The following is a 19118-nucleotide window of genomic DNA, read 5'->3' on the forward strand; positions in this document are numbered from 1 at the left end:
GAGCTAATTCGCGCGTCATGCGCTTCCACTTCGACACCTCAGGGTGCCCACGCGAACCATAGGAGCTGCACTATGAGCATCGAAGGCAAGGCCAAGGAAGCCGCTGGATTCGTCAAGGAAGAGGCTTTCGAGCACGGCGACTCGCCGGCATCGAAGGAGAAGGCACAGGAAGGTCGTGACCTCCGCAACGAAGGTCGGGTCGAGGATGGCAAGGCGCCGAAGACGACCGAGCCGGGTACTGGTCACAAGGAAAAGTGAGCAGCCGCTGCGGGCGATGGAGCGTACTGCTGATCGCCCGCAGCAATCTCCTTGGCACCATTCGAACGCAGCAAGCCGTCAATCATTTTACATAATCTGTGCTATCGATCTGAAGACCACTGACGTGGTTGGACCTGCCCTGACGCATTGAGCCGAAATCGGGTTCTACAGCGGCCAAATCCTGTCCCCGCAACCAACGCCTGCGTTTGTATAGCTGGCGTCGGCCGCGGTGACCCAGTGTTACCTACGCCGCTTGGACTGTGGTGGGTAGCAGCCCGCTGATCGCATACCACGCTTCCGCAAGCTCTCGCACCTGCGTCTCCCGGCAGAACCACCCCGCCGGCCGCCGACCAGGCCCCCGGCTCGCATCCCAAGCCCGCGCCGTGATCAGCAGGTGCGCATGGGGGTGCACCTGCCACTCGTCACCGTCACCCGCGAGTGCGTGAACGCCAAAATCGACGATCATACCTTGGCTCAGGATGTGGTCCTCGCAGAGCGCCAGCACCATCTGCCGCCAATCGGCGGGCGTGCGATCCACCGGCAGCGACGCGACCGCGTGCATCGCGGTGGCGAGCTCGGGCCGCCGGCTGCGGGAGAGGTCGTCCGCCTGCACCCACAGCGACCTGCCCGTGATCGGCATCTTCGCCGCACGAAGCGGCGCCACCCGGCCGGTGTCGACGAGGTCGGCTGAGCGGCTAGCGAAGTCGGGCGTCGGCCCGACCTCGTCATGGCCGTTCTGGCGCATGATGTAGAGGTAATTGCATTCGGCGGTGCGGTGCGTGGCCCTGAAATCCTGGCCGCCTTCGCCGATGGTGTCACGGCAGATGTAGCGCAGGTTGAACGGGCGTGCGGTGTGGACGTGGGCCATGGGTATTCTCCTTCGTAGGTGGGCGGTGTCGGTCAGGTGAGTTGAGGGCCCCGATCAAAGATCGGTGCCGAGGCGCCGCTGCCATGCGAGCCAGCGGCCGAGATCGCGGCGGGCGCTGGCCTTGGCGGGACCGGCGGCGAGCAGGGCCAAGTGCATGATCGCGAGCAGTTCGGATGCAATCATCGTCCCGACCGGCGCCATCTCTCCGGTCTGCCAGGCCTCAAACAGCGCCTCGCGACCGAGCTTGCGAACCGGCAGGCCGAGCGCTTCGGCGTAGGCGCCGAACTCCGGCGCACCTGCGCCGCCGTGATCGACAGCGAGGTCGGTGCTGCCGCAGGCGAGCAGCTTGGCGAGATCATCCAGCATGGCGTGCGCAAGCTGCGGCGCGACCTCGCCGGCCGTGGTCAGCAGGGCAGGGATGCTGGTCTGTGCCAGCTGCCAGCCGACGACATGGCCCGGCGCCCTCATGACCTGCGCCGCTTCAAGCACCAGCACGCTCCGGTCCTGGTCGAGGCTGGACAGCGCGATGTGGAGCCCGAAGGTCCAGTCGTCGCCGTCCAGTTCGGCAACGAGCATGCCGATGCCGGCAAGGAAGGCGGTCTCCTCTGCGGATGCGTTCGCCATGGGCAGATGACCCTGCGCGGTCGTGAGCGCGACAATGCGCGTCGCCTCCGACAGGGGCTGGTGTGTAACGGTCGTCATTTTGGGTGATCTCCAGGCATGCGCGCGCACGCCGCCGACAGCATCGGCAGGGTCCGCGCGGATTGGTGGTGCAGGCGGTCAGATGTCAGGCGAGGAAGCTGCGCTCATCCTCTTCGCGGCGCAGCCGCAGCGCGGCGTCGTCACGTGCGCGAGCGACGGTGCCGGCGAGCGCCAGCGGCCGGGCCCAGCGCGCGATCGGTGCGCAGGCAAACTCGTGCAGGTGCGCGAGCGCAGGGTTATCTTCGAGCCACGCGGCGAACGCCGCCAGCGGCCCCGCGATCATCATCGGGTCGGCGTGGCGCGCCGCCAGCCAGTGCAGCCACAACAGGTAGGTGGCGGCGACATCCTCCTCGACATAGCGGACGACTGAGGCGTGCTCGCCGGCACGCCAGAGCGCGCCGACGTCGCCGCCGCTGACGCTGGTCTTCACCGGGATCTGAAGGCGGTGGCAGAGCTCGGCGAGCGGGTGCCCACGCGTTGCGCCATAGGCGCCGAACAGATCGCAGAGATCCGCGTGGCGGTCGCCGTAGCGATTGCTGTGCGCCAGCCTGGCGAGGCCCGGCAGCGCGAACTGCCGCGCGCTCATCGCCGACAGCCGCAGGACGTTGAGATCGAACGCACGACCGTTGAAGGTGACGAGCGTCGCCTCGCTATTCAGCAACTTATCGAGCTTCGTGTAGAACGCCGGCTCGTCGCCCTCCGAGCAGGTGAGCGTATCGAGCGAGAACGCGGCATGCCCCGGCCAGCAGGCGGCGCGCAGCACGCAGGCGGCGACGGGGATGTGCCGCGGCCAGGGCGGAAAGGAGCCGTCCGCCGGCTCGTTCTCAACGATCGTCTCGATGTCGGTGACGGTGACATAGTTCGGGTTGTGATCGTCGGTGGGCCGACGAGGCTGGTCATGGCGCATGCTGCGCACCTCCTTGCTGTTGTCCGACGCGCGCCTGCTGGTGCGCGCCGACCGGAAGAGGCTTGGCCGAACCGCGCGTGTCAGCGCGGCTCCCCATTTTCCTCTCACCCCTTCCGATCACACTCGACGCTCCACCGATCAGGATCTGCCGGGCGCCCGGCGCATCGGCTTTTCCCTCGACCGGGGCAGAGATGTCCGTCCGCGGGGTGGCCGAAGCGCGGCGGCGAAGCGCCAGGTCATGGCTGGTCATGTCGTTGCTCCTTGTGGTGATCATCGCGAACCCCGCAGCGCGAGCGCGGCGCGGTAGTCGGCCTCGCAGGCGACCGCGCGGCGCATCGGCCGCGAGCGCGCGAACAGCGCGAGCGGCGGGGCGGCGATCTCGTCGCTGGTCAGCCAGCGGCGCAGCGCCAGCATCGGCTCGTAGAAGAGGCCCGGCTCGGCCGCACGTGTCGCCGCGATCGTAGCCCACAGCATCAGCCGCGTCGTAGCTACGCCGAGCGCGTAGCGGTCGATCGCCGCGATGCCGCCCGCACGCCAGGTCTTCTCGCGCTTGGACGGATCGGGCAGCATCGGCAGGCCGAGCCTGCGGCACAGCAGGCGCTCGCTCCCGCCCGACGCGCCACTGGCGAGCAGCGCCGGGTCGACCGTGTCGATGTAGCCGTCGAGCATGGCCGCGAGGTTCAGCTCGCGGAACGTCCGCCGAGAGGCGGCCTCGATCCCTAACAACTCGAGATCGGCATCGGTGATGACGACGAGTGCCTGCGGGTCGATCAGCGGATCGAGCAGGCTAGGAAGGGGGTGTTCCAGCGCAGACAGCGCGCCTGCCTTGCGAAGGCTGACGGTGCAATTGCCGTCTGGTGCCTGCTCAAAGCGCAGCACCGCGGCTGCGATCGGACGAACGGCGAGCGCCGCCATGGCGGGCGGCAGATCTTGCACGGGCACGGTGATGATGCCGACGGCCTGCACGACGGCGTGCGGCAGCCGGTAGAAGGGCTTCTCGATCATGGCTGATGTCCTCGGATGTCAGAGGACAGGGCGCGGCAGCGATCCTGCTATTTTCCGCTCAGTCCCGGTCCTCGCCTCCGGGCTCGCCCGCAAGAGCCTCATTCTGGCCGCGGCAGCGTGCCGCTCAGCCGCGTCCCGGAGACTGCGGCGGCATGCCGCGCGGCATCCCGCGACGCCGTCTGGCCGGAGCGGGCGGGAGCAGCACAGGCGCGGCAGGCGGTTGCAGGCGCTTCGGCAGAAGCGCTTGCAGTGCCTCGTCGGTCAGACCGGTTCGCTTGGCGGCGGCTGTGCGCAAGCGCGCCAGCACCGGCGCGGATGCAGCCTCGTCCTGCGCGCGCAGCCAGGCGCGCACCACCGCATCGGGGTGGCGGAACACGTCGGGCTCCTCGCCGATCCGCTGCTCTGCTTCGCGCAGAATGAAGTAAAGATGCGGATCGAAGGCGTTGCGCTGGATGTGCGGCGGCACATCGGCCATGCCGGTCACGCGCGCTGACGTTATGGTGTGACCGAGAAAGCGCTCCTCCTCGATCTTCGACTGCAATCTTGCCCGACCCGTCCAGATTGCAGCGCGCACGCCAGCCTCCTGCTCACGCTGGATCCGCCACGTCGCCTCGAGCGACTGCTGGATCTTGGGATGGGCAAGGCCAAGATGATTGTCTCCGGTGACATGCAGAAGGTCCGCATCGAAGCTGCCGACCAGCCCCTGATGGCGGGTGAGCCGCGGAATCCGATGGCCGAGCCCGTCCAGCACGCGCTCGGCGTCTAGCATCGCGAAGTGAGCATCCCTGCGGTGCTGCGGCGATGTCTGTGGATCACGCGCGTGGCTGAGGTTCAATCCGGCACGTGCTGCGATGATGCGGGCCAGGTCACTCGCGTCATCCGCATCGACCCGGGCACGAAGGCGAAGCTCGAGTTCACTCCAGCCGGGGGCGATCTGACGAGGTGCAGGCGCGGGTGGCCGCGGAGACGGGCTGGGGTCGGCACGCTCGGGCTGCGAGCTGCAAGGTGGCGCCAGCGGTCGCGATGCCGGCTTGATGCCCGGCTTCGCAGCGTCGATCGGAGCAATGATCGACGTGTTGATGCCGCTGGCTGCAAGCTCGGCGGCGCCCACATCCGCAAGCGTGCGAGGCGTTACAGACGGACCGCTCGGCAAAGCGAGTTGCGGTGGCGACTCGTCGTCAGTCGGCTCTGGCAGGGAGATTCGGGCGCTCGCGAGCAACCTCTCCTTGCCTCGTTCCGCAAGCATGCGCGTGATGACGGGCGTGCCGCGCCACCGGTCGATTGATGTGCGCAGCCATGGCGTCGTGTCGTCGAGAGCATCCTTGTGGATCCCGGCTTCGCCATGCTTGCGTAGGTAGGCGGCGACAGCGGCGAGTTCGCGCTGCTGCGTGCGGTGCACGCCTTGCAAGCGGCTCTGCGGACCGGAGAGGTCAACGCTGGCGACCAGCCCCGCCGGATCATCCTCAGCGCGCACGACGAGGCCGTGATCGGTGACGCTCAGCAACAGCGGCTGCTCCGCAATGATCTTCACCGCGGCGTTTGGACTAAGCGCCGCCTGTTGGCGCGTCGCAGTCGCCAAGTCCCTCAGCGGCAGTTCGGCCCAGGCCTCCGTGACAGCGCGGATTCGTTCGGCGGCCGTGCTCTCCAGCGCTGCGGCGTCCCGCTCGCGCTCGACAATCGCGTCGCGCTCGGGCTGCAGTTCCAGGTCCAAGTCAGCCAACGCGGTGTTGGCGTAGTCGGCCAGGCGACGCCATCCCGCAGCATCGTAGGTGTCGCGTGCGTCAGCACCACGCGCCTTGTCGGCGTAAGCCGGTGCGAAGCGCGCGGTTCGCTCCGCGCGGCTGCGCGCCATGTCGATGAGGATGCGAATGTGCGCCGCTTCGTGGCGGAGCGCGGCGGCACGCATTGCTTCCTCGCGGGCCGTCGCCTCCTCGTCGGCCAGACGCTTCCGTGCCGCAGCATCGGTCACCTGCGCGATCGCTCCGGCCACTGCGCGATGCTCGTTGTCGATCCGCGCCACCGCATGCTCGTGATCCGCGTCGGCCTGTGCCATCACGCGCTGCCAGGCGATCGCGTCGTTTGACATACCGTGCTCGGTCGGCGTGCCCGCGCGCTCAAGGACTGTTGCGGCACCGCGCAGGTGCCTGTGCGTCGGGCCTTCGATGCCCATCGCTTCGTGCGTGTGTGGGTTGAGACGTATGTCAGCGCCGAGCCGCTCGAGTTCGATGTTGCTGAGCCGCGCGAACTCGCAGCGCAGGCGCTTGGGCCAGTCGCGCCGCGTGAACGCGGCCACCTTGGTTGGTGCAAAGTTGAGGTCACCGTCAGCATTGATGGTGATCAAGCGCTCGGCATGCTGCAGGTGGCAATGATCGTTGTCGGGATTGTTGAGCCGGTCCGCACGATGTTCGGCAAACATGACGGCGATGAAGCCAGGCTCGGCGTCTGCCAGCTCGGATCGGCCCTGCGCCTGAATAAAGGCGTTCAATCCCTGCAAAATGGCCTGCCTGGCAGTGCCGTCGAGCAGACGGTGAAAGCTGGCGTCGCCGGCGAACACCGTGCGGGTGGCGCGGCCTGCCGACAGCTTGAACGGGGGCGATGCCGCCGATCGATCGGCACGCGCCTTCGTGGCACCGCTCGCCCGGTCGAGCTCTTCTATCCAGGCCATTGTCTTAGGGGCCGCGTCATCGATCCACGCGACACCGACCTCCTGCTTGCGACGCGGAAGTGCGATGCCGCGTGCGACTCGATCGCGTTCAGCGAGGATGATGTCCCGGAGCGACGCCGGGCATTCGTTTCGCTGCGCAACCGCCAGCATGAAGTCGGGGTCAGCTTCGTAGCGCAGGTTGAGGCGTGGCGGACCGCCCGTCGATTGCGTCCGCTGTGCGTGCTCGAATGCCTCGATCCTGTCCCACTGCCCGGTACGAACTTTGCCGTCAGGATCGAGCGTGGTCAGGAAGGTGGTGGACGTCTCGCCAAGGTTGCCATGTCCTTCGGCATAGCTGTCGAAGACCGCAGCGGAGCGGGCGATCTCCTCGGCACCTTGGTCGCTGCCCTCATCATGGTGCCGGGCGGCATAGCTGTCGAACGCCGCCGCGCTGCGTGTCGCGACCGCATTCTTGGTGAGATGGAAGCTCTGCTCGCCCTTGGCCGACGTCAGCCTCGCGCTCGCGGGAGAACCCGGTATTCCGAACAGCGGTCGGCGATCAAAAGCCGCCTTGCCGCGGTCATGCCGCGTGATCCCGTCGACCAACTCGCGTACGCGGCCACCGAGCAGCTGGACCGGATCGTCGAGCAGGTCGGCAAGATCCTCGGGCACGTCGCCCGGGATCATGCGGCGCGAGGCGCGGCGACGAAGGCTGGAGAGCGAGGCCATGCGGCGGGTCCGAGCGATCCGATTTAAGATGCGGGGGCAGGGCCCCTCGCGCGAAAGAAGCCCGCGGCAGGCGCCCGACTGCTCCACCGAGCAGACGAACTCGACCGTGCACATGAGTATAGGTCGAAAGGCTAACGGCGGCAATGTTCCACATGCCGATGTTAGCGTTTTGCACAGACCTTGTAACCCCTTCAGTCGATCTTCCTTGAAGCGTGTAAGGTCACCGGCTTGCATAGCTTGCATATGCTCCGGGCAATGTAAGCCTACGTGCCGCCATGTCTTGCTACGCGCTCGGAACGGTCGATCTATTATGCAAGGGCGAGTGGCGGCGAGCCTTGTTGCATGTTCGCCACACCACCGGACACTTGCAGATACGCAAGTGTTCGCACTTGTTCCTTGGGCAGGCGCATTAGAATAGATGGATGCCCGCCCGGGACGGCGGGGCCGCATATCGCGCGGACCAGCTCCTCTCCCCGGCTCGGGAGGTCGGGTTGGAAGAGATCAATCAAGCGCTCGGAGCGCTGCTCGACGGGGTCGCGGATGTCCTGACGTCGGGACTAGGCGACGCCGCAGCCGTGCACGATGAGAGCCGCGCAATGCAGGCCGAGCTGCGTGGCCACGCCATGACGCGTGCGCTGCTGGGCCGGCAGCTGTCCGGCTTGGCGTCCTCGCTCACCGGCGAGGTCCAGCGCCGGACAGAGCCGCGCTACGCCGCCTACCTCCAGCATCCGCGCTACGGTCGTGAACAGCACATCGACGAGGCCGAAGCTGCCGACCGCAGCCTGAACAAGACGCTGCTCCCGCTCCTGGATGCACCCACGCCGGCGAACGCGCTGGCGTTCTGGGGAGCGGCGGTCCGGGTGCGCGCGATCACCGCGGTGATGGGTACGGCGTGCATCTACCCGCCGGTGGGCGAGGGGGCGAGCGTCCGCCGACGGCGCCGCGAGATGACCGCGGCCGATGTGCCGGCGCCCGTAGCAAGCGTGCTGCTCGCCGCTGCCGCCGGAGAGATGGAGCGCGGGGACGCGATCGTCGCGCTGCAGGCGCTGGAGCCCACCGGGCACAATCTCGGGGCTGTCGTCACCAAGCTCGTCGCCTTGCTCGAGCACGCAGATGGTATGGTGCACCTGAACCGCGTCGTGGACGCGCTGCAGCGTGCGATGTTCAGCCGCGATCAGCAGGGTGAGCGAGCGGGGCAGGCGAGGGCAACAGCCGGGTCAGGTACAAAGGAAGTCGAGCGCGCGCTGCGCTCGCAACCCGCTGGGGGCGAAATCCGGGAGGCGCGTGCGCCGGTCAATCAGCCACCGAAGTCACCGCCAGCTCGTGCTGACCGACCCTCCCCGGCACCGGCACTGACTGCCGGCGGCCGCGCCAAGTCTGCGCTCGAGCGGCTCGGCTCATCAGGATCGACCCTCCAACAGCGGCTCGCCGCATCGCACGCGCAGATGAGGAAAGGGTGATCATGTGCCGGCAAAGAGGCACCGCGCGGGCACCGCCGAAGGGAACACCACCAGATCGGCAGGGGCGGCCTGCAGCGCCAGTAAGATGTGATTGGAGATGAGACATGGGACGCGAAACGAAGATCGAGCCGGTTGCCGGCACGATGACTGCAATAGACAAAGTGCTGTATCTCTTTGAAAAAGAGAAAGGGGGTGTTGGCTCTACCGGCACACTTATTACCATCGCGCACATGCTGATGATGCGCGGAACGCCGGTCGAGTTCATCGAGGCCAGCATCAGTCAGCTCGATGTGGAGAATGCCTATGGCGGTCACCACGCCGTGCATCGCGTTGATCTCACCGGAGCCGATGCCGACGAGCGCGTGATCGACATCGTGGCAGAAGCGCCGGAGGGCGCGCGAATCTTCGCCAACGTGCCGGGCGGCAGGCTGGCCGAGATCGAGGCCGTCCACCGGCTCGTCCGCCACGCCAACGAAGGCGGGTTCCTGTCTGCCCGAACCGAGATCGTCTGGACCATGGGTCTCGACGCTGCCTCGGAGGCGACGCTGCGCGCGCTGCTCGGCGGCGAGCTGCCGGGACCCGTCCATCTGAACCTGCCGGCATGGATCGGCGGGCCGGCGGAGTTCGTGGCGCTCCGCGACGACGCGCTGGTCGAGCAGATCGAGGCGACCGGCGGGACGGTGTTCGTGACCCCCTCTCTGCCGATCCAGCTCTACGACCGCTTCCGCCGCGATCAGATCGCGCTCGACCGTCTGGCGACGACAAAGGGGGTCACTCTCGGCAGCCGCGTGGCGCTGTCGCAATGGGAAAAGGATGTGGTCACGCGGCTCGGGGATCTGTTCTGATGGCATCGGCATCGGAACTGACGAGGCTCTATCAGGCCGTGTACGGGCGGCCCCCGTCAGCGCCCACGGCAGCGGCGCTGCTGCGGATGGAGGCGGTGTTCGGCCTGGCGCATGATGATCCGCTCGCGCGACTTCTCGTAATCCAGCTGTACGCGGCCGACGACACGCGTGCTGCGGGAGCAGAGCTGACGGCGCTGGCGAAGGAGCTCAAGGCCGTCCTCCCGCAGGTCAAGGGATTGATCATGCAGGTCAGCCACGCACGCGACAAGGAGGACCGTCGCTCGGTAGCGCGGGCGCAGGGCGGGATCGCCGCGCGAGCAGGCAGCGTGAGGCTCGACTGCTATAATCCGGCGCTGCCCATCTGGCGCTATCTGGCGGAGGCATTTCGGCACCGCCGCGGTGTGCTCGACGAGGATGAACGGATCAGTGCGGCCCGATTTGACCTTGCTTGCCTATTCGGGTTGTCCGCAGTCATAGCAGGCGTGGCTTACGCAGTGGGACGAGCGCTCATCTGAGCCCAACCGGTACGGCCGCTGCCGAAGCGTCCCGGCTCACACATCCAGCACTGAAAATGCGCCCGTTCCCGAACGGGTGCATCCTCCGCACAGCATGAGAGCATGTCGTCAACATTGATGAGGAGAAGGATCATGGACTATCCTCGCGTGCGTTACGAGCAGACCGAACATGACAACTACCTTGAACACTACAACTTCGACGGAACGTACCGCGGCGTCATGTTCCGGGATGCCGAGGCTGCCGTGGCAGCGCTGCGACCGGGTCGAGCCGAGGTGGACTGCTCCGCGATCGAGCAGGGCTTCCTGCCGCGCGGTGCCTACCTCGTGTCAGGAGCAGGCTGGGCTGTTGCCACCGACGAAGATGTTGGTTTGGACGTTCCCAACACCATAGATACGGCACCGCGCCTCCCACTCGAGCCTGCAGTACCAGTACGGCTACTAAGCCACGTGTACATCACCGAGGACTCGGACCGTGCTGCACGTCGAAGCCATCCGGCAGCGGCCCGCCGCTACGATAGCATCGTTGAAGACATGCAGCGGGTCAGCAAAGAAAGCAGCAGAGCGCAACCGCAAGGCCGCTGCTGATGGTGTCCACAGGACCGACCTGACATCGGCCATAAGTCAATGGTGCACCTACCTCGCGGGTGAACTTAGGTCAGCTGGGTGGATTACAGCCTGGCCGCTTTCGGGCGCTCGGACGGCGTGAGCGGACGCTTGTTCATCTAACAGACCGGAGCTACCTGACGATCCCTCAGCTACTCGGCTCAAGTCGGGCGAGAAGGTCATCGCATTCATAGTAGAAGTAGGTACCGGGGACGGCGCTCATCTTCGGCTTATATTCCGCGAATTGGGCTGTCGCTCGATCATTGTGGTCCTTGAACCGCAGCGAGTTGAACAGGTCCCCGTCGAGGTAGAGGTCGTACCGACCGTGCTCGCCCTTTCGGATTGCTGCACGCGCAGCTATCTCGATTTGTTGGAGCTGCGCAAAGGGTAGCCCAAGGCTGTTAAGCGAGATGTGGTTGTCACACCCGCCTATGTGGAGCAGCGGATCGTCGTAATATTCGTTCGATCCTTGACTAAAAACGCCATAAACGTCGAGGTCGAGAACCTTGTGGTAGATGTCGCGGATTTCGCGGTAGAGCTGGAGGATTCGTTCCGGGCTATAGGTGTAAGTGGCAGTCTTGCCGACCATGCCTACCGTCCAATTCGACTTCAGCAGGATGCTGTCGGCGAAGGATATAAATGACACGTCGGGCGTCCGCCCCGCTAGCGCGTCGATCGCCTCGCGCAATTCTATCAGCTTGTCACGCGTTAGCCGGCCCATCTCAATCATGAGCGTCATGTCGGCGGCGTCGATCATCGCGAAAACCGAGTTGCTACGCAGGTGAAGCCTCTCGAGCCATTCCCCATCGACAAAAATCGTTGGTCGTGAATCGTAGTCCCAAATATCGAGGCAGGACTTGATCCGATCTTCCGGCAAGAACGTCTTGAGCTCGTGAAAGCGATCGTGAGTGTTGGCGTAGACGGAGATCTCAAGCCCATTATCCGCGACGCGGTTGACACTGATGTTGGTAACGTAGCCGACGGTATAGGGGTCTGCCTCTTCATCGCGTGCGGTCTTGATCCACTCGGCTTCCCACTCCCGCGCCCAACGCACATCCATGAGTTGGATGTCTCGCTCCAGCGGGGCTTTCCGCCAGTCGTAGCGGTCGAAAACGGGGTGCTCGAACATGTCCTGACGGTAGCCGCACGGAGTCGGAAATAGTAGCTTGGCCGACATCCACGGCTGACGGTTCAACGGCGCGCGGTCTCTTGTCCCGTCCGCGTTCCCCAGGGGCTCTCGCAACACGGTTGGCCGCACGGCAAATTTGCGCGAAGCTGCGACAGAAACGTGGAAAAGCCGGAAGGATTGCGATGCGGCGGGGACGGCTTCGGAGGGAGGGCTAAGCGGATGGCGCAGTTCGCGAGCTGGTGCACTCATTGCGACACCCCCGTCGGCGCGCACTATATGCGTGTCCTGACCGGCGACGCTTCCCGCCTCCACTTCGGCATCGGCGCGACGGCCGCCATCGTGCCAGATCATTACGCTTCGGAAGAGCATGTCGCGCGCGTCTTGCGGATGCTTGGCAAGCCGGGTGCTGCGGCACTGATCGAGGAGAAGCTCCCAACGACAAAGGCGATCCGGTCGGGTGATCTCGGCGAGATCTATGCGACGGAGTGGATCGCAGCCAACACGGTCTACCAAGTCCCTGTCAAGCGCCTGCGGTGGAAGGACCACCGCAACATGGCCATGCGCGGGGAGGACGTGATCGGGATCGCGCTTGATCCTGCGACCGCTCAACTTTCGTTCCTGAAGACGGAGGCAAAGAGCCGGGCAAATCTGACGTCCCGCGTCCTGACTGAGGCTCGGGCGGGCTTGGATAAGGAAGGCGGCCTGCCTTCGGCGCACGCGCTCAGCTTTATTTCCGCGCGGTTGGTGGAGCTCGGCAACCTGCCGCTCGCCGATGCGATCGACAATGCCACCCTGAACGTCGGCATCCCGCCCGCAACGGTACGGCATCTCCTGTTCACGTTCTCGGGCAATGCCCCGGACGGACTGCTGACGGACGCACTTCGAACCTACGCCGGCATCTATGGCCAGTGGAGTGTCGGCCTGAGGGTCGATGGCCATACTGCCTTCGTTGGTGCCGTTTACGACAAGGTGATCGCCGATGCCCACTACCCCTGAGGCGATCAAAGCGGCGGTGGAAGTCGCAGCCTCGGCTGGCTTTCGCGGAAGGCTTCTCGCCCGCGGCCAGGCGAGGGCGATGATCTGGCGCGACGGCGTCCTACCGCCCGATGCGCCGCCTTTTACGCCGCAGCTGAGCTACGACCTGACAACCTACGCCTACGCGCTGCTCGATTTGGGATTGCGGCTGCGAGAGCTCGAAGGTGATCAGCCTGCCGCGCGCAGCGCATTCGAGCAAGCAGCGACTGCGCTCGAGTCGGTTATCGCGAAAGGCAGTCCCACTGAACCAGAACGCGACTTCCATTTCATCATGGCTGCGGGGGCTTATCACCTCGCCCATCTATCGGCGCGCGCATACTCCTTACTCAGTATCGTTGCCGCTGATGCAAACTTCTCGCAGACCGAACGTGCGCTCGGCCTGTTGATGCGGCGCGATTTCACTGCCCTCGAGGAGATGGTGCTAGCGTTCAAGAGCGCCGGAATGGGCAGCGACGCACGGATCACCGCTGGGATCGCGGCCGCGCTCGATGCCGCGGCTGTCCCTGTTCGCGAGGGAACTGTCGACGCCTCCGTCGACAGCGATCCGGCAGACACCCTCATCGAGAGTGTCGATATCGCTCTCACGGACGGCTTCTTCGGGGCCATCGCCACCTACCTGCTGGCGCTCGCGCGAGGTGAGCAGGCGCTCGTCGATGCAAGCCTTGCTCGACTGCGGCTAGGCCTCAGTGCTGCAGCGGAGCTGAACCTCGTCCCGCAATGGTGGGCCCACCGCCTCGCCGTACACCTGCTGAGCGACTTGTGGGCTACGAGCTTCCATCAGCGAGTGCCCCTCGTCCCGGCGGGTCCGCCCGCCGCCGGCTGGGCGAGCCTTCGCGAGCTGTTCATCGCCCTCCTCTTCCGGCGCGAGCGTGCCGAGGTGGACTTGTGGCCATCGCAGATCGACGCGGCCGCCCGCGCTGCTGATCAGCTCGATGACCTCGTGGTTTCCCTCCCGACCAGCGCCGGCAAGACTCGCATCGCCGAACTTGCCATCCTGCGCTGCTTGGCAGGCGAGCGCCGGGTGATGTTCGTGACGCCGCTCCGTGCATTGTCGGCGCAGACCGAGGCGACGCTGCAGCGCACCTTTGCGCCGCTCGGGAAGACCATCTCCGCGCTCTACGGGAGCATCGGCGATAGCGGCCTCGACGAGGACGCGATCCGCCAACGTCATATCGTGGTCGCAACACCGGAGAAGCTCGACTTCGCCCTCCGCAACGACCCCTCGTTGCTCGATGATGTCGGCTTGCTCGTTTTCGACGAGGGGCACATGATCGGCCTCAACGAACGCGAGGTCCGGTATGAAATCCAGATCCAACGGCTGCTGCGGCGCCAGGACGCGGCCGATCGGCGGATCGTCTGCCTGTCCGCGATCCTCCCGGACGGCGACCAGCTCGAGGATTTCGCGGCCTGGCTGCGCCGGGACTCACCCGGCGGGTTGATCAAGAACGATTGGCGCCCGACCCGTCTCCGGTTTGGCGAGGTGACCTGGAATGGGCAGACCGCCCGCTTGAATCTCCGCGTCGCCGAGGAGCGGCCTTGGGTCACGACCTATCTCACCGGCGCCCCGCCGCCGCACTTCGCGCCCCCTAAGCGGCTTCGAACTGCGCTCTACCCAAACAATCAGCGCGAACTCTGCCTCGCCACTGCGTGGCGGCTGGTGGACGACGGGCAGACCGTGCTGATCTACTGCCCCGAGCGTCGTGGTGTCGGCCCGTTTGCCGACGTGATCGTCGATCTACATGAGCGCGGAGCGCTGGCATCGCTGCTTACATGCGACCCTAATTTGCTCAACACGGCGCTGACGCTGGGCGAGGAGTGGCTGGGAGCCGGTCACCCGATCCTTCGCTGCCTCCAACTGGGTGTGGCACTGCACCATGGGGCGCTGCCGGCGGCGTACCGGAAGGAGATCGAGCGGCTGCTGCGCCGAGGCATCCTAAAGGTGACAATCTCGTCGCCAACGCTAGCGCAGGGTCTGAACTTGTCAGCGACCGCAGTGGTCATGTCGTCGCTCTATCGAGCCGGTACCCGGATTGAGGCATCCGAGTTCAAGAATGTGATCGGTCGCGCCGGCCGCGCCTATATAGACGTCGAAGGCCTTGTCCTCTTTCCGATCTTCGATCACCACACGAAGCGGCGGCGCGCTTGGGAGGGTCTGATCGAAGACCTCGGCGCCCGCGAGATGGAAAGCGGGCTGGTCAGGCTCGTCGCGGAGCTGCTGGTGCGTATGAACCGCCTAGTCGATGGCGACGCCAACCAGCTCGTCGAGTACGTGGTCAATAACGCCGCCGCGTGGCAGTTCCCGGAGCTGATCGGTGAGCAACCGGAGGTCCGGGAGCGCGCCCGGCTCGCTTGGGATCAGCAGCTCGCGATGCTGGATACGGCGATCCTGAGCTTGATCGGCGACGAAGACGTTGCGGATGATGCGATCGCCCGGACGCTTGATGCTGTGCTACAGGCCTCGCTCTGGCAGCGGCGGCTCCGACGTCTCCCTGCCCCGACCCAGCTAGCCCTTCAAACCGCGATCGTGACCCGCGCGCGCGTGATCTGGAACGAGACAACGGCGGCGCAACGCAGGGGATATTTTCTGGCAGGAGTGGGGCTCCAATCAGGGCACGCCCTCGATGCGGTCGCAGCCGATGCCAACCAACTCCTGGTGCAGGCGAACGGCGCGATACTGAACGGCGATGCCGACGGTGCAATCGCCGCGATCACCGCGATCGCGGAGCGGGTCTTCACGTTTGCGCCGTTCATGCCCGAGCCTCTGCCCGCGAACTGGCGGCAGGTTCTGCGCTCCTGGCTTCTCGGCGAGCCGCTGGCCGCCGCGGCAGCCGATGATTCGAGCGATGTGCTCCGCTTTGTCGAAAACGGCCTCGTCTACCGCCTGCCGTGGGCGCTGGAGTCGATCCGCGTCCGTGCGGTCGCCAATGGCGACCTGATTGGCGATCTCCCTCTCGACAACTTTGAGCTCGGGCTGGCGGTCCCCGCGGTGGAAACGGGAACCCTCAGCCTTCAGGCCACCTACCTGATCCAGGCCGGCTTCAACTCGCGCTTGGCAGCGATCAAGGCTGTCGCCGACACGGAGGCGTCCTTCACATCGGCGGCGGAGCTGCGCGCCTGGTTGAGGAGTCCGGAAGTCACGACTTGGAGCGCGGCGCCAGACTGGCCGACCGCGGCGACCAAGCCGATGTGGCTCGAATGGGTCTACGGGTTCGTGCCTACGGATAGCCGCGCGTGGGCAGAGCGGCGCTACCAGGTCGGCGTGAAGTGGACCAGCTTCCCTCCGCCCCCGCCGGGCATGCCGGTAAGGTTTCAGAACGTCGTCACGCGCTTGGCAGAGAACGTCACGACGGAGGAGCAATTCGTGCTGTCACCCACGGGCGAGCGCATCGGCGACTTCGGCTGGGGGGTTGACCCGGCGCATCTGGGCTTGCTCCGCGCAACGGTCGCGAACGAGCCCGGCCGGATCGACATCAGCTACCTCGGTCCGGACGACCTCTGGGCATTGTAGCCTTCAGGCGTGCTCATGGGTGCCGCTGCCGTCCTCGTGGCTGCGCCTCGCTTCGTCGACCTCCTGCCGCGAGCGCGTTGCCTGAGCCTCTTGACGTAGGCGCCGTCGACCAGCTGGTCTGGCGGGAGATCGAGCGCGCAGTTCGCGAGTGATGCGATCACGTTGTCGGTCAGGCGGAGCCCCGGCGGGAGCGTGCCGAAACGCCCGTCGCTGTTTTCGTCGATCGCCTCGTAGAGGGCCTTGAAGAAGTCGGCGCGAGACCGACGGTTGCCCTTTGTCGCCGCGGCCGTGATCGGATCGGTCGCCTCGAGCTGGACGTGCTCGGCGTCGCGCCCGAGCGCCGCCACCACCTCGTGGATCCGGGGCCAGTATTTCAGGTCGAACTCACCGCGAAGCGATGCCATCTTCTGCTTGACCCATGACTTGTAGAGATAATTGTCGCTCGCGGCATCCTCGATCACCCGGCAGATATGATAGTGGGTATTGCCGGAGAAACCGGAACGGTCGTGCAACTCGGACCGTTCGACGAGTAGAGAAGCCAGTTCGGCAGCACGCGTCGCAATCAGTTCATTGACCTTGAGCAGCCGATCGCGGGCTGCACAGGTTTGTGCGACTTGGCGTGGACTCCATAACGCCGCCGTGGTGACAACGACGCCGAGCAGTTTTGGCACGCCGTAATGGCGCTCGCCAAGCCGATCGAAGATTTCGACGTAGGCGTCAGCCACTTCCGATCGCCGCTCAAGCAGGCGCTCGATGATGGCATTTTCACCCGCCAGGATGTCGTGGTCGCCATTGTAGGCGAGTTCTGCCCGCAAGGCGTCCTCGCATGCCTTGATCGCCTGATCGCGCTTGTCGTCGGTCATCTTCGTCTCGTCCACTGTCACCCGGAGAGCGGTAGCCTCGCGCTTTGGCCCTGTCGGCACCTCAAACCCAAAAATGCGTCAGTGCGTCGGATACCTGTGGACACCGGCTCCGACCGCCGCTTGAAGCAACTCCGACACGCGATCGCGTCAACGCAGCTGAAAGGACAGCCATGGCCGAGGCGGACCGCGTCACGATCGATATACCCGAGTTCGCGACGATGTCCGATGACGATGTCGCGGCACACCCTCTGATGCGGGTCTTGGATGGACGCTGCAGCCCGCTTACGCCAGCTGCCATCAAACCCATGCGCCATCGCGGCAGCGCCGGCGGCACGACTATTCCCCTGCAAAGAATGGGGTCTTCTTCGCATTTGGATCATTCGGGGTTTCCAATTGCGTCCGTGGGTTACATCACCGTCATAACGGTGATGGGACGTCCTGGGTTAGCCAAGAACAGGGGCTTGGTGTGGTGTCTGAAATATCGGGGGCGTCGGATCGGCAGAGTGCGGTAAGGTTGCTCGCATGTATCGACGCGGCGGGGGCTGCGGCGGACGCAGGCCAGTGGGACGAGGATATCGTTGCTTCGCTGCACGCGCAGTCGCGGTTACAGGCGCTCGACTTCTGGATGCGCAATCCGGACTATCTTGCAAATGAGCTTCTGACCGTCTTCGAGGAAACGGGCGACGCATCGCTCGTCCAGCTGGCCGAGCGCATATTTGACGATCGCGAGCCGGATCTTCGGCGCCTGCCGATGATCCGCTACCACTTTGGGGCCTTTGAGCCGCTCGACAATGCGCTGTCGATCCTTGTCGCGGCAGGTCTCCTGAAGATCAGGCGTCAGGGATCACCGGGCCAGGTTCGCGAGCATATCTACCTGCTGACTATCAAGGGCCGCGAGGCGATGGCGTCGCTAGCCGCGGCCGCTCCGGAACTGGCCTGGTACCGCGATCGCGCAGCGATCGTCACTCGCATTGCCGGTGACAAGGGCGGTAGGGCGCTCAAGGACCGGCAATATCTCCAGGCTGAATATGCCGGGACCGAGCTCAACCATATTATCGCGCCGATCACCGAGCGCGTGCGCAAAAGGCTGGACTCCATTCTGGAAAGGGCCGGACGATGACGGCAAGCTGGCTCGAGACAGTGGCGAAAAAGGCAGGCATGAGCCCGGCCGAGGCCGAGATAGCGCTTCGCAGGAGGGGCATCACAGCGGACCGTCCGATGCGCCCTGCGCGGACGCTGACCATCACTGCAATTGCGTTCAAGGGCGAGAAGGGCGTCAAGGCGCAGGGTGCGATCGATTTCTGCTGGGGGGGGGTTGAAGCCAGGCATTTGGGCGATCACCAGCGAGAAGAATTTTGCCGGAAAGTCGAGCATAATCGAGATCATCCTGTGGTGCCTGCGCGGGATGCCCAAGGACCTTCAGGGCGATGTGCGTAAGTGGCTGAGCTGGGTTACCCTGGACTTCCTTGTCGATGCCCAGCCTTATCGTATCGAGTTCACCGTCGAGGCCGGTGTTCCCACCGGCACGCTGATGCTCATTCGGCCGGGCGGCGCGCCAACGATCGTCGATCGCTTTTCCTCGGACGAGGGATTCGCGGCCGCCATGTCGCAATTCATGATGAACACGCTCGATCTTGATCCCATCCCTGCGATGCAGGGCAAGGAAGGCGACAAGACGGCGGTCGAACATGGCTGGACGGCCTTGTCGGGCGGACTCTATTTCGGCGGCGACCACAAGCTGCTGCTGGGCGATGTCCAGATGGGCGGGCTGCCTGCCCGCATGCTGCAGATGTATGTCGGACTCCCCTGGGCGCTGACGGTGATGCAGGCACGCACCGTCAAGAAGGAGGTCGAGCAGGAGCAGGACCAGAGCTACAAGGCAGCGGCGCGCGCGGCGGCGGAAGCGACAAAGGCGCGAACGCGCCTCGAGACCGATCTCGCGGGAGCGCAAAAGACGCTGGCAGGGCTAAGTTTGTGAATCAGCGTGCAATGTTGACCCCGTTCGGGGCTGATCGGCGTGCAAAATTGACCCCCCTGAACTGAGCGG

General features: G+C 65.4%; 17 protein-coding genes. 9 read left to right on the forward strand and 8 right to left on the reverse strand.

Annotated elements, in window-relative coordinates:
* Positions 1-72: 72 nt before the first annotated feature.
* A complete protein-coding gene (locus GNT64_RS03010; RefSeq protein ID WP_156678165.1) occupies positions 73-258 on the forward strand; it encodes a hypothetical protein in 186 nt (61 codons plus the stop codon).
* Between the two features lie 244 nt (positions 259-502).
* Here the strand turns inward: GNT64_RS03010 and GNT64_RS03015 are convergent, their stop codons facing one another.
* The 6 genes from GNT64_RS03015 to GNT64_RS03040 all read right to left on the reverse strand — a co-directional run bounded on the left by GNT64_RS03015 (position 503) and on the right by GNT64_RS03040 (position 7113).
* Positions 503-1126 (reverse strand): MobA/MobL family protein, encoded by a 624-nt coding sequence (locus GNT64_RS03015; protein ID WP_156678166.1) that lies wholly within the window; start codon positions 1124-1126, stop codon positions 503-505.
* A gap of 54 nt (positions 1127-1180) precedes the next feature.
* A complete protein-coding gene (locus GNT64_RS03020; protein ID WP_156678167.1) occupies positions 1181-1828 on the reverse strand; it encodes a hypothetical protein in 648 nt (215 codons plus the stop codon).
* Positions 1829-1913: 85 nt separating this feature from the next.
* Entirely contained in the window at positions 1914-2735 is an 822-nt protein-coding gene (locus GNT64_RS03025; RefSeq protein WP_156678168.1) for a ribonuclease H-like domain-containing protein, read from the reverse strand.
* Positions 2725-2985, reverse strand: a complete 261-nt coding sequence (locus GNT64_RS03030; RefSeq protein ID WP_156678169.1) for a hypothetical protein — start codon at positions 2983-2985, stop codon at positions 2725-2727. Before GNT64_RS03030 ends, GNT64_RS03025 begins: the two co-directional genes overlap by 11 nt.
* Positions 2986-3005: 20 nt before the next feature.
* Positions 3006-3740 (reverse strand): hypothetical protein, encoded by a 735-nt coding sequence (locus GNT64_RS03035; protein ID WP_156678170.1) that lies wholly within the window; start codon positions 3738-3740, stop codon positions 3006-3008.
* A 124-nt stretch (positions 3741-3864) separates the two neighbouring features.
* A complete protein-coding gene (locus tag GNT64_RS03040; RefSeq protein WP_156678171.1) occupies positions 3865-7113 on the reverse strand; it encodes a hypothetical protein in 3249 nt (1082 codons plus the stop codon).
* A 491-nt stretch (positions 7114-7604) separates the two neighbouring features.
* Between GNT64_RS03040 and GNT64_RS03045 the strand changes: the two genes are divergently transcribed.
* The 4 genes from GNT64_RS03045 to GNT64_RS03060 all read left to right on the forward strand — a co-directional run bounded on the left by GNT64_RS03045 (position 7605) and on the right by GNT64_RS03060 (position 10518).
* Complete coding sequence (locus GNT64_RS03045) at positions 7605-8573, forward strand: hypothetical protein (protein ID WP_156678172.1); 969 nt, start codon at positions 7605-7607, stop codon at positions 8571-8573.
* Between the two features lie 104 nt (positions 8574-8677).
* Entirely contained in the window at positions 8678-9418 is a 741-nt protein-coding gene (locus GNT64_RS03050; RefSeq protein ID WP_156678173.1) for a hypothetical protein, read from the forward strand.
* Positions 9418-9933: a hypothetical protein gene (locus tag GNT64_RS03055; RefSeq protein ID WP_156678174.1), complete on the forward strand. Its 516-nt coding sequence runs from the start codon at positions 9418-9420 to the stop codon at positions 9931-9933. The genes GNT64_RS03050 and GNT64_RS03055 overlap by 1 nt, the downstream gene beginning before the upstream one ends.
* 132 nt (positions 9934-10065) lie before the next feature.
* A complete protein-coding gene (locus GNT64_RS03060; RefSeq protein WP_156678175.1) occupies positions 10066-10518 on the forward strand; it encodes a hypothetical protein in 453 nt (150 codons plus the stop codon).
* Positions 10519-10684: 166 nt separating this feature from the next.
* On the opposite strand, the gene GNT64_RS03065 is transcribed toward GNT64_RS03060, so the two are convergent.
* Positions 10685-11665 carry a hypothetical protein gene (locus GNT64_RS03065; RefSeq protein ID WP_156678176.1) on the reverse strand — a complete coding sequence of 327 codons (981 nt, stop codon included), beginning with the start codon at positions 11663-11665 and terminating at the stop codon, positions 10685-10687.
* Between the two features lie 219 nt (positions 11666-11884).
* On the opposite strand from GNT64_RS03065, the gene GNT64_RS03070 reads away from it, so the two are divergent.
* Together GNT64_RS03070 and GNT64_RS03075 are read left to right on the forward strand one after the other, a co-directional pair.
* Positions 11885-12661: a Hachiman antiphage defense system protein HamA gene (locus GNT64_RS03070; protein ID WP_156678177.1), complete on the forward strand. Its 777-nt coding sequence runs from the start codon at positions 11885-11887 to the stop codon at positions 12659-12661.
* Between the two features lie 79 nt (positions 12662-12740).
* Positions 12741-16208: a DEAD/DEAH box helicase gene (locus GNT64_RS03075; RefSeq protein WP_197277262.1), complete on the forward strand. Its 3468-nt coding sequence runs from the start codon at positions 12741-12743 to the stop codon at positions 16206-16208.
* On the opposite strand, the gene GNT64_RS03080 is transcribed toward GNT64_RS03075, so the two are convergent.
* Positions 16175-17071 (reverse strand): hypothetical protein, encoded by an 897-nt coding sequence (locus GNT64_RS03080; protein WP_197277263.1) that lies wholly within the window; start codon positions 17069-17071, stop codon positions 16175-16177. The two genes, GNT64_RS03075 and GNT64_RS03080, sit on opposite strands and share 34 nt — an antisense overlap.
* A gap of 469 nt (positions 17072-17540) precedes the next feature.
* Here GNT64_RS03080 and GNT64_RS03085 point away from each other — a divergent pair, with 469 nt between their 5' ends.
* Both GNT64_RS03085 and GNT64_RS03090 read left to right on the forward strand, forming a co-directional pair.
* Complete coding sequence (locus GNT64_RS03085; RefSeq protein ID WP_231639219.1) at positions 17541-18191, forward strand: hypothetical protein; 651 nt, start codon at positions 17541-17543, stop codon at positions 18189-18191.
* A gap of 195 nt (positions 18192-18386) precedes the next feature.
* Positions 18387-19049, forward strand: a complete 663-nt coding sequence (locus GNT64_RS03090; protein WP_197277264.1) for a hypothetical protein — start codon at positions 18387-18389, stop codon at positions 19047-19049.
* Positions 19050-19118 lie beyond the last annotated feature (69 nt).

The sequence above is a fragment of the Sphingomonas profundi genome (assembly GCF_009739515.1).
Lineage (GTDB): Bacteria > Pseudomonadota > Alphaproteobacteria > Sphingomonadales > Sphingomonadaceae > Alterirhizorhabdus > Alterirhizorhabdus profundi.

What these genes read in the sequence shown, in the direction of transcription:
- GNT64_RS03010 (WP_156678165.1), top strand. Translation starts at nt 73, where the DNA reads ATGAGCATCGAAGGCAAGGCCAAGGAAGCCGCTGGATTCGTCAAGGAA.
- GNT64_RS03015 (WP_156678166.1), bottom strand. Translation starts at nt 1,126, where the DNA reads ATGGCCCACGTCCACACCGCACGCCCGTTCAACCTGCGCTACATCTGC.
- GNT64_RS03020 (WP_156678167.1), bottom strand. Translation starts at nt 1,828, where the DNA reads ATGACGACCGTTACACACCAGCCCCTGTCGGAGGCGACGCGCATTGTC.
- GNT64_RS03025 (WP_156678168.1), bottom strand. Translation starts at nt 2,735, where the DNA reads ATGCGCCATGACCAGCCTCGTCGGCCCACCGACGATCACAACCCGAAC.
- GNT64_RS03030 (WP_156678169.1), bottom strand. Translation starts at nt 2,985, where the DNA reads ATGACCAGCCATGACCTGGCGCTTCGCCGCCGCGCTTCGGCCACCCCG.
- GNT64_RS03035 (WP_156678170.1), bottom strand. Translation starts at nt 3,740, where the DNA reads ATGATCGAGAAGCCCTTCTACCGGCTGCCGCACGCCGTCGTGCAGGCC.
- GNT64_RS03040 (WP_156678171.1), bottom strand. Translation starts at nt 7,113, where the DNA reads ATGGCCTCGCTCTCCAGCCTTCGTCGCCGCGCCTCGCGCCGCATGATC.
- GNT64_RS03050 (WP_156678173.1), top strand. Translation starts at nt 8,678, where the DNA reads ATGGGACGCGAAACGAAGATCGAGCCGGTTGCCGGCACGATGACTGCA.
- GNT64_RS03055 (WP_156678174.1), top strand. Translation starts at nt 9,418, where the DNA reads ATGGCATCGGCATCGGAACTGACGAGGCTCTATCAGGCCGTGTACGGG.
- GNT64_RS03060 (WP_156678175.1), top strand. Translation starts at nt 10,066, where the DNA reads ATGGACTATCCTCGCGTGCGTTACGAGCAGACCGAACATGACAACTAC.
- GNT64_RS03065 (WP_156678176.1), bottom strand. Translation starts at nt 11,665, where the DNA reads ATGTTCGAGCACCCCGTTTTCGACCGCTACGACTGGCGGAAAGCCCCG.
- GNT64_RS03070 (WP_156678177.1), top strand. Translation starts at nt 11,885, where the DNA reads ATGGCGCAGTTCGCGAGCTGGTGCACTCATTGCGACACCCCCGTCGGC.
- GNT64_RS03075 (WP_197277262.1), top strand. Translation starts at nt 12,741, where the DNA reads ATGATCTGGCGCGACGGCGTCCTACCGCCCGATGCGCCGCCTTTTACG.
- GNT64_RS03080 (WP_197277263.1), bottom strand. Translation starts at nt 17,071, where the DNA reads ATGACCGACGACAAGCGCGATCAGGCGATCAAGGCATGCGAGGACGCC.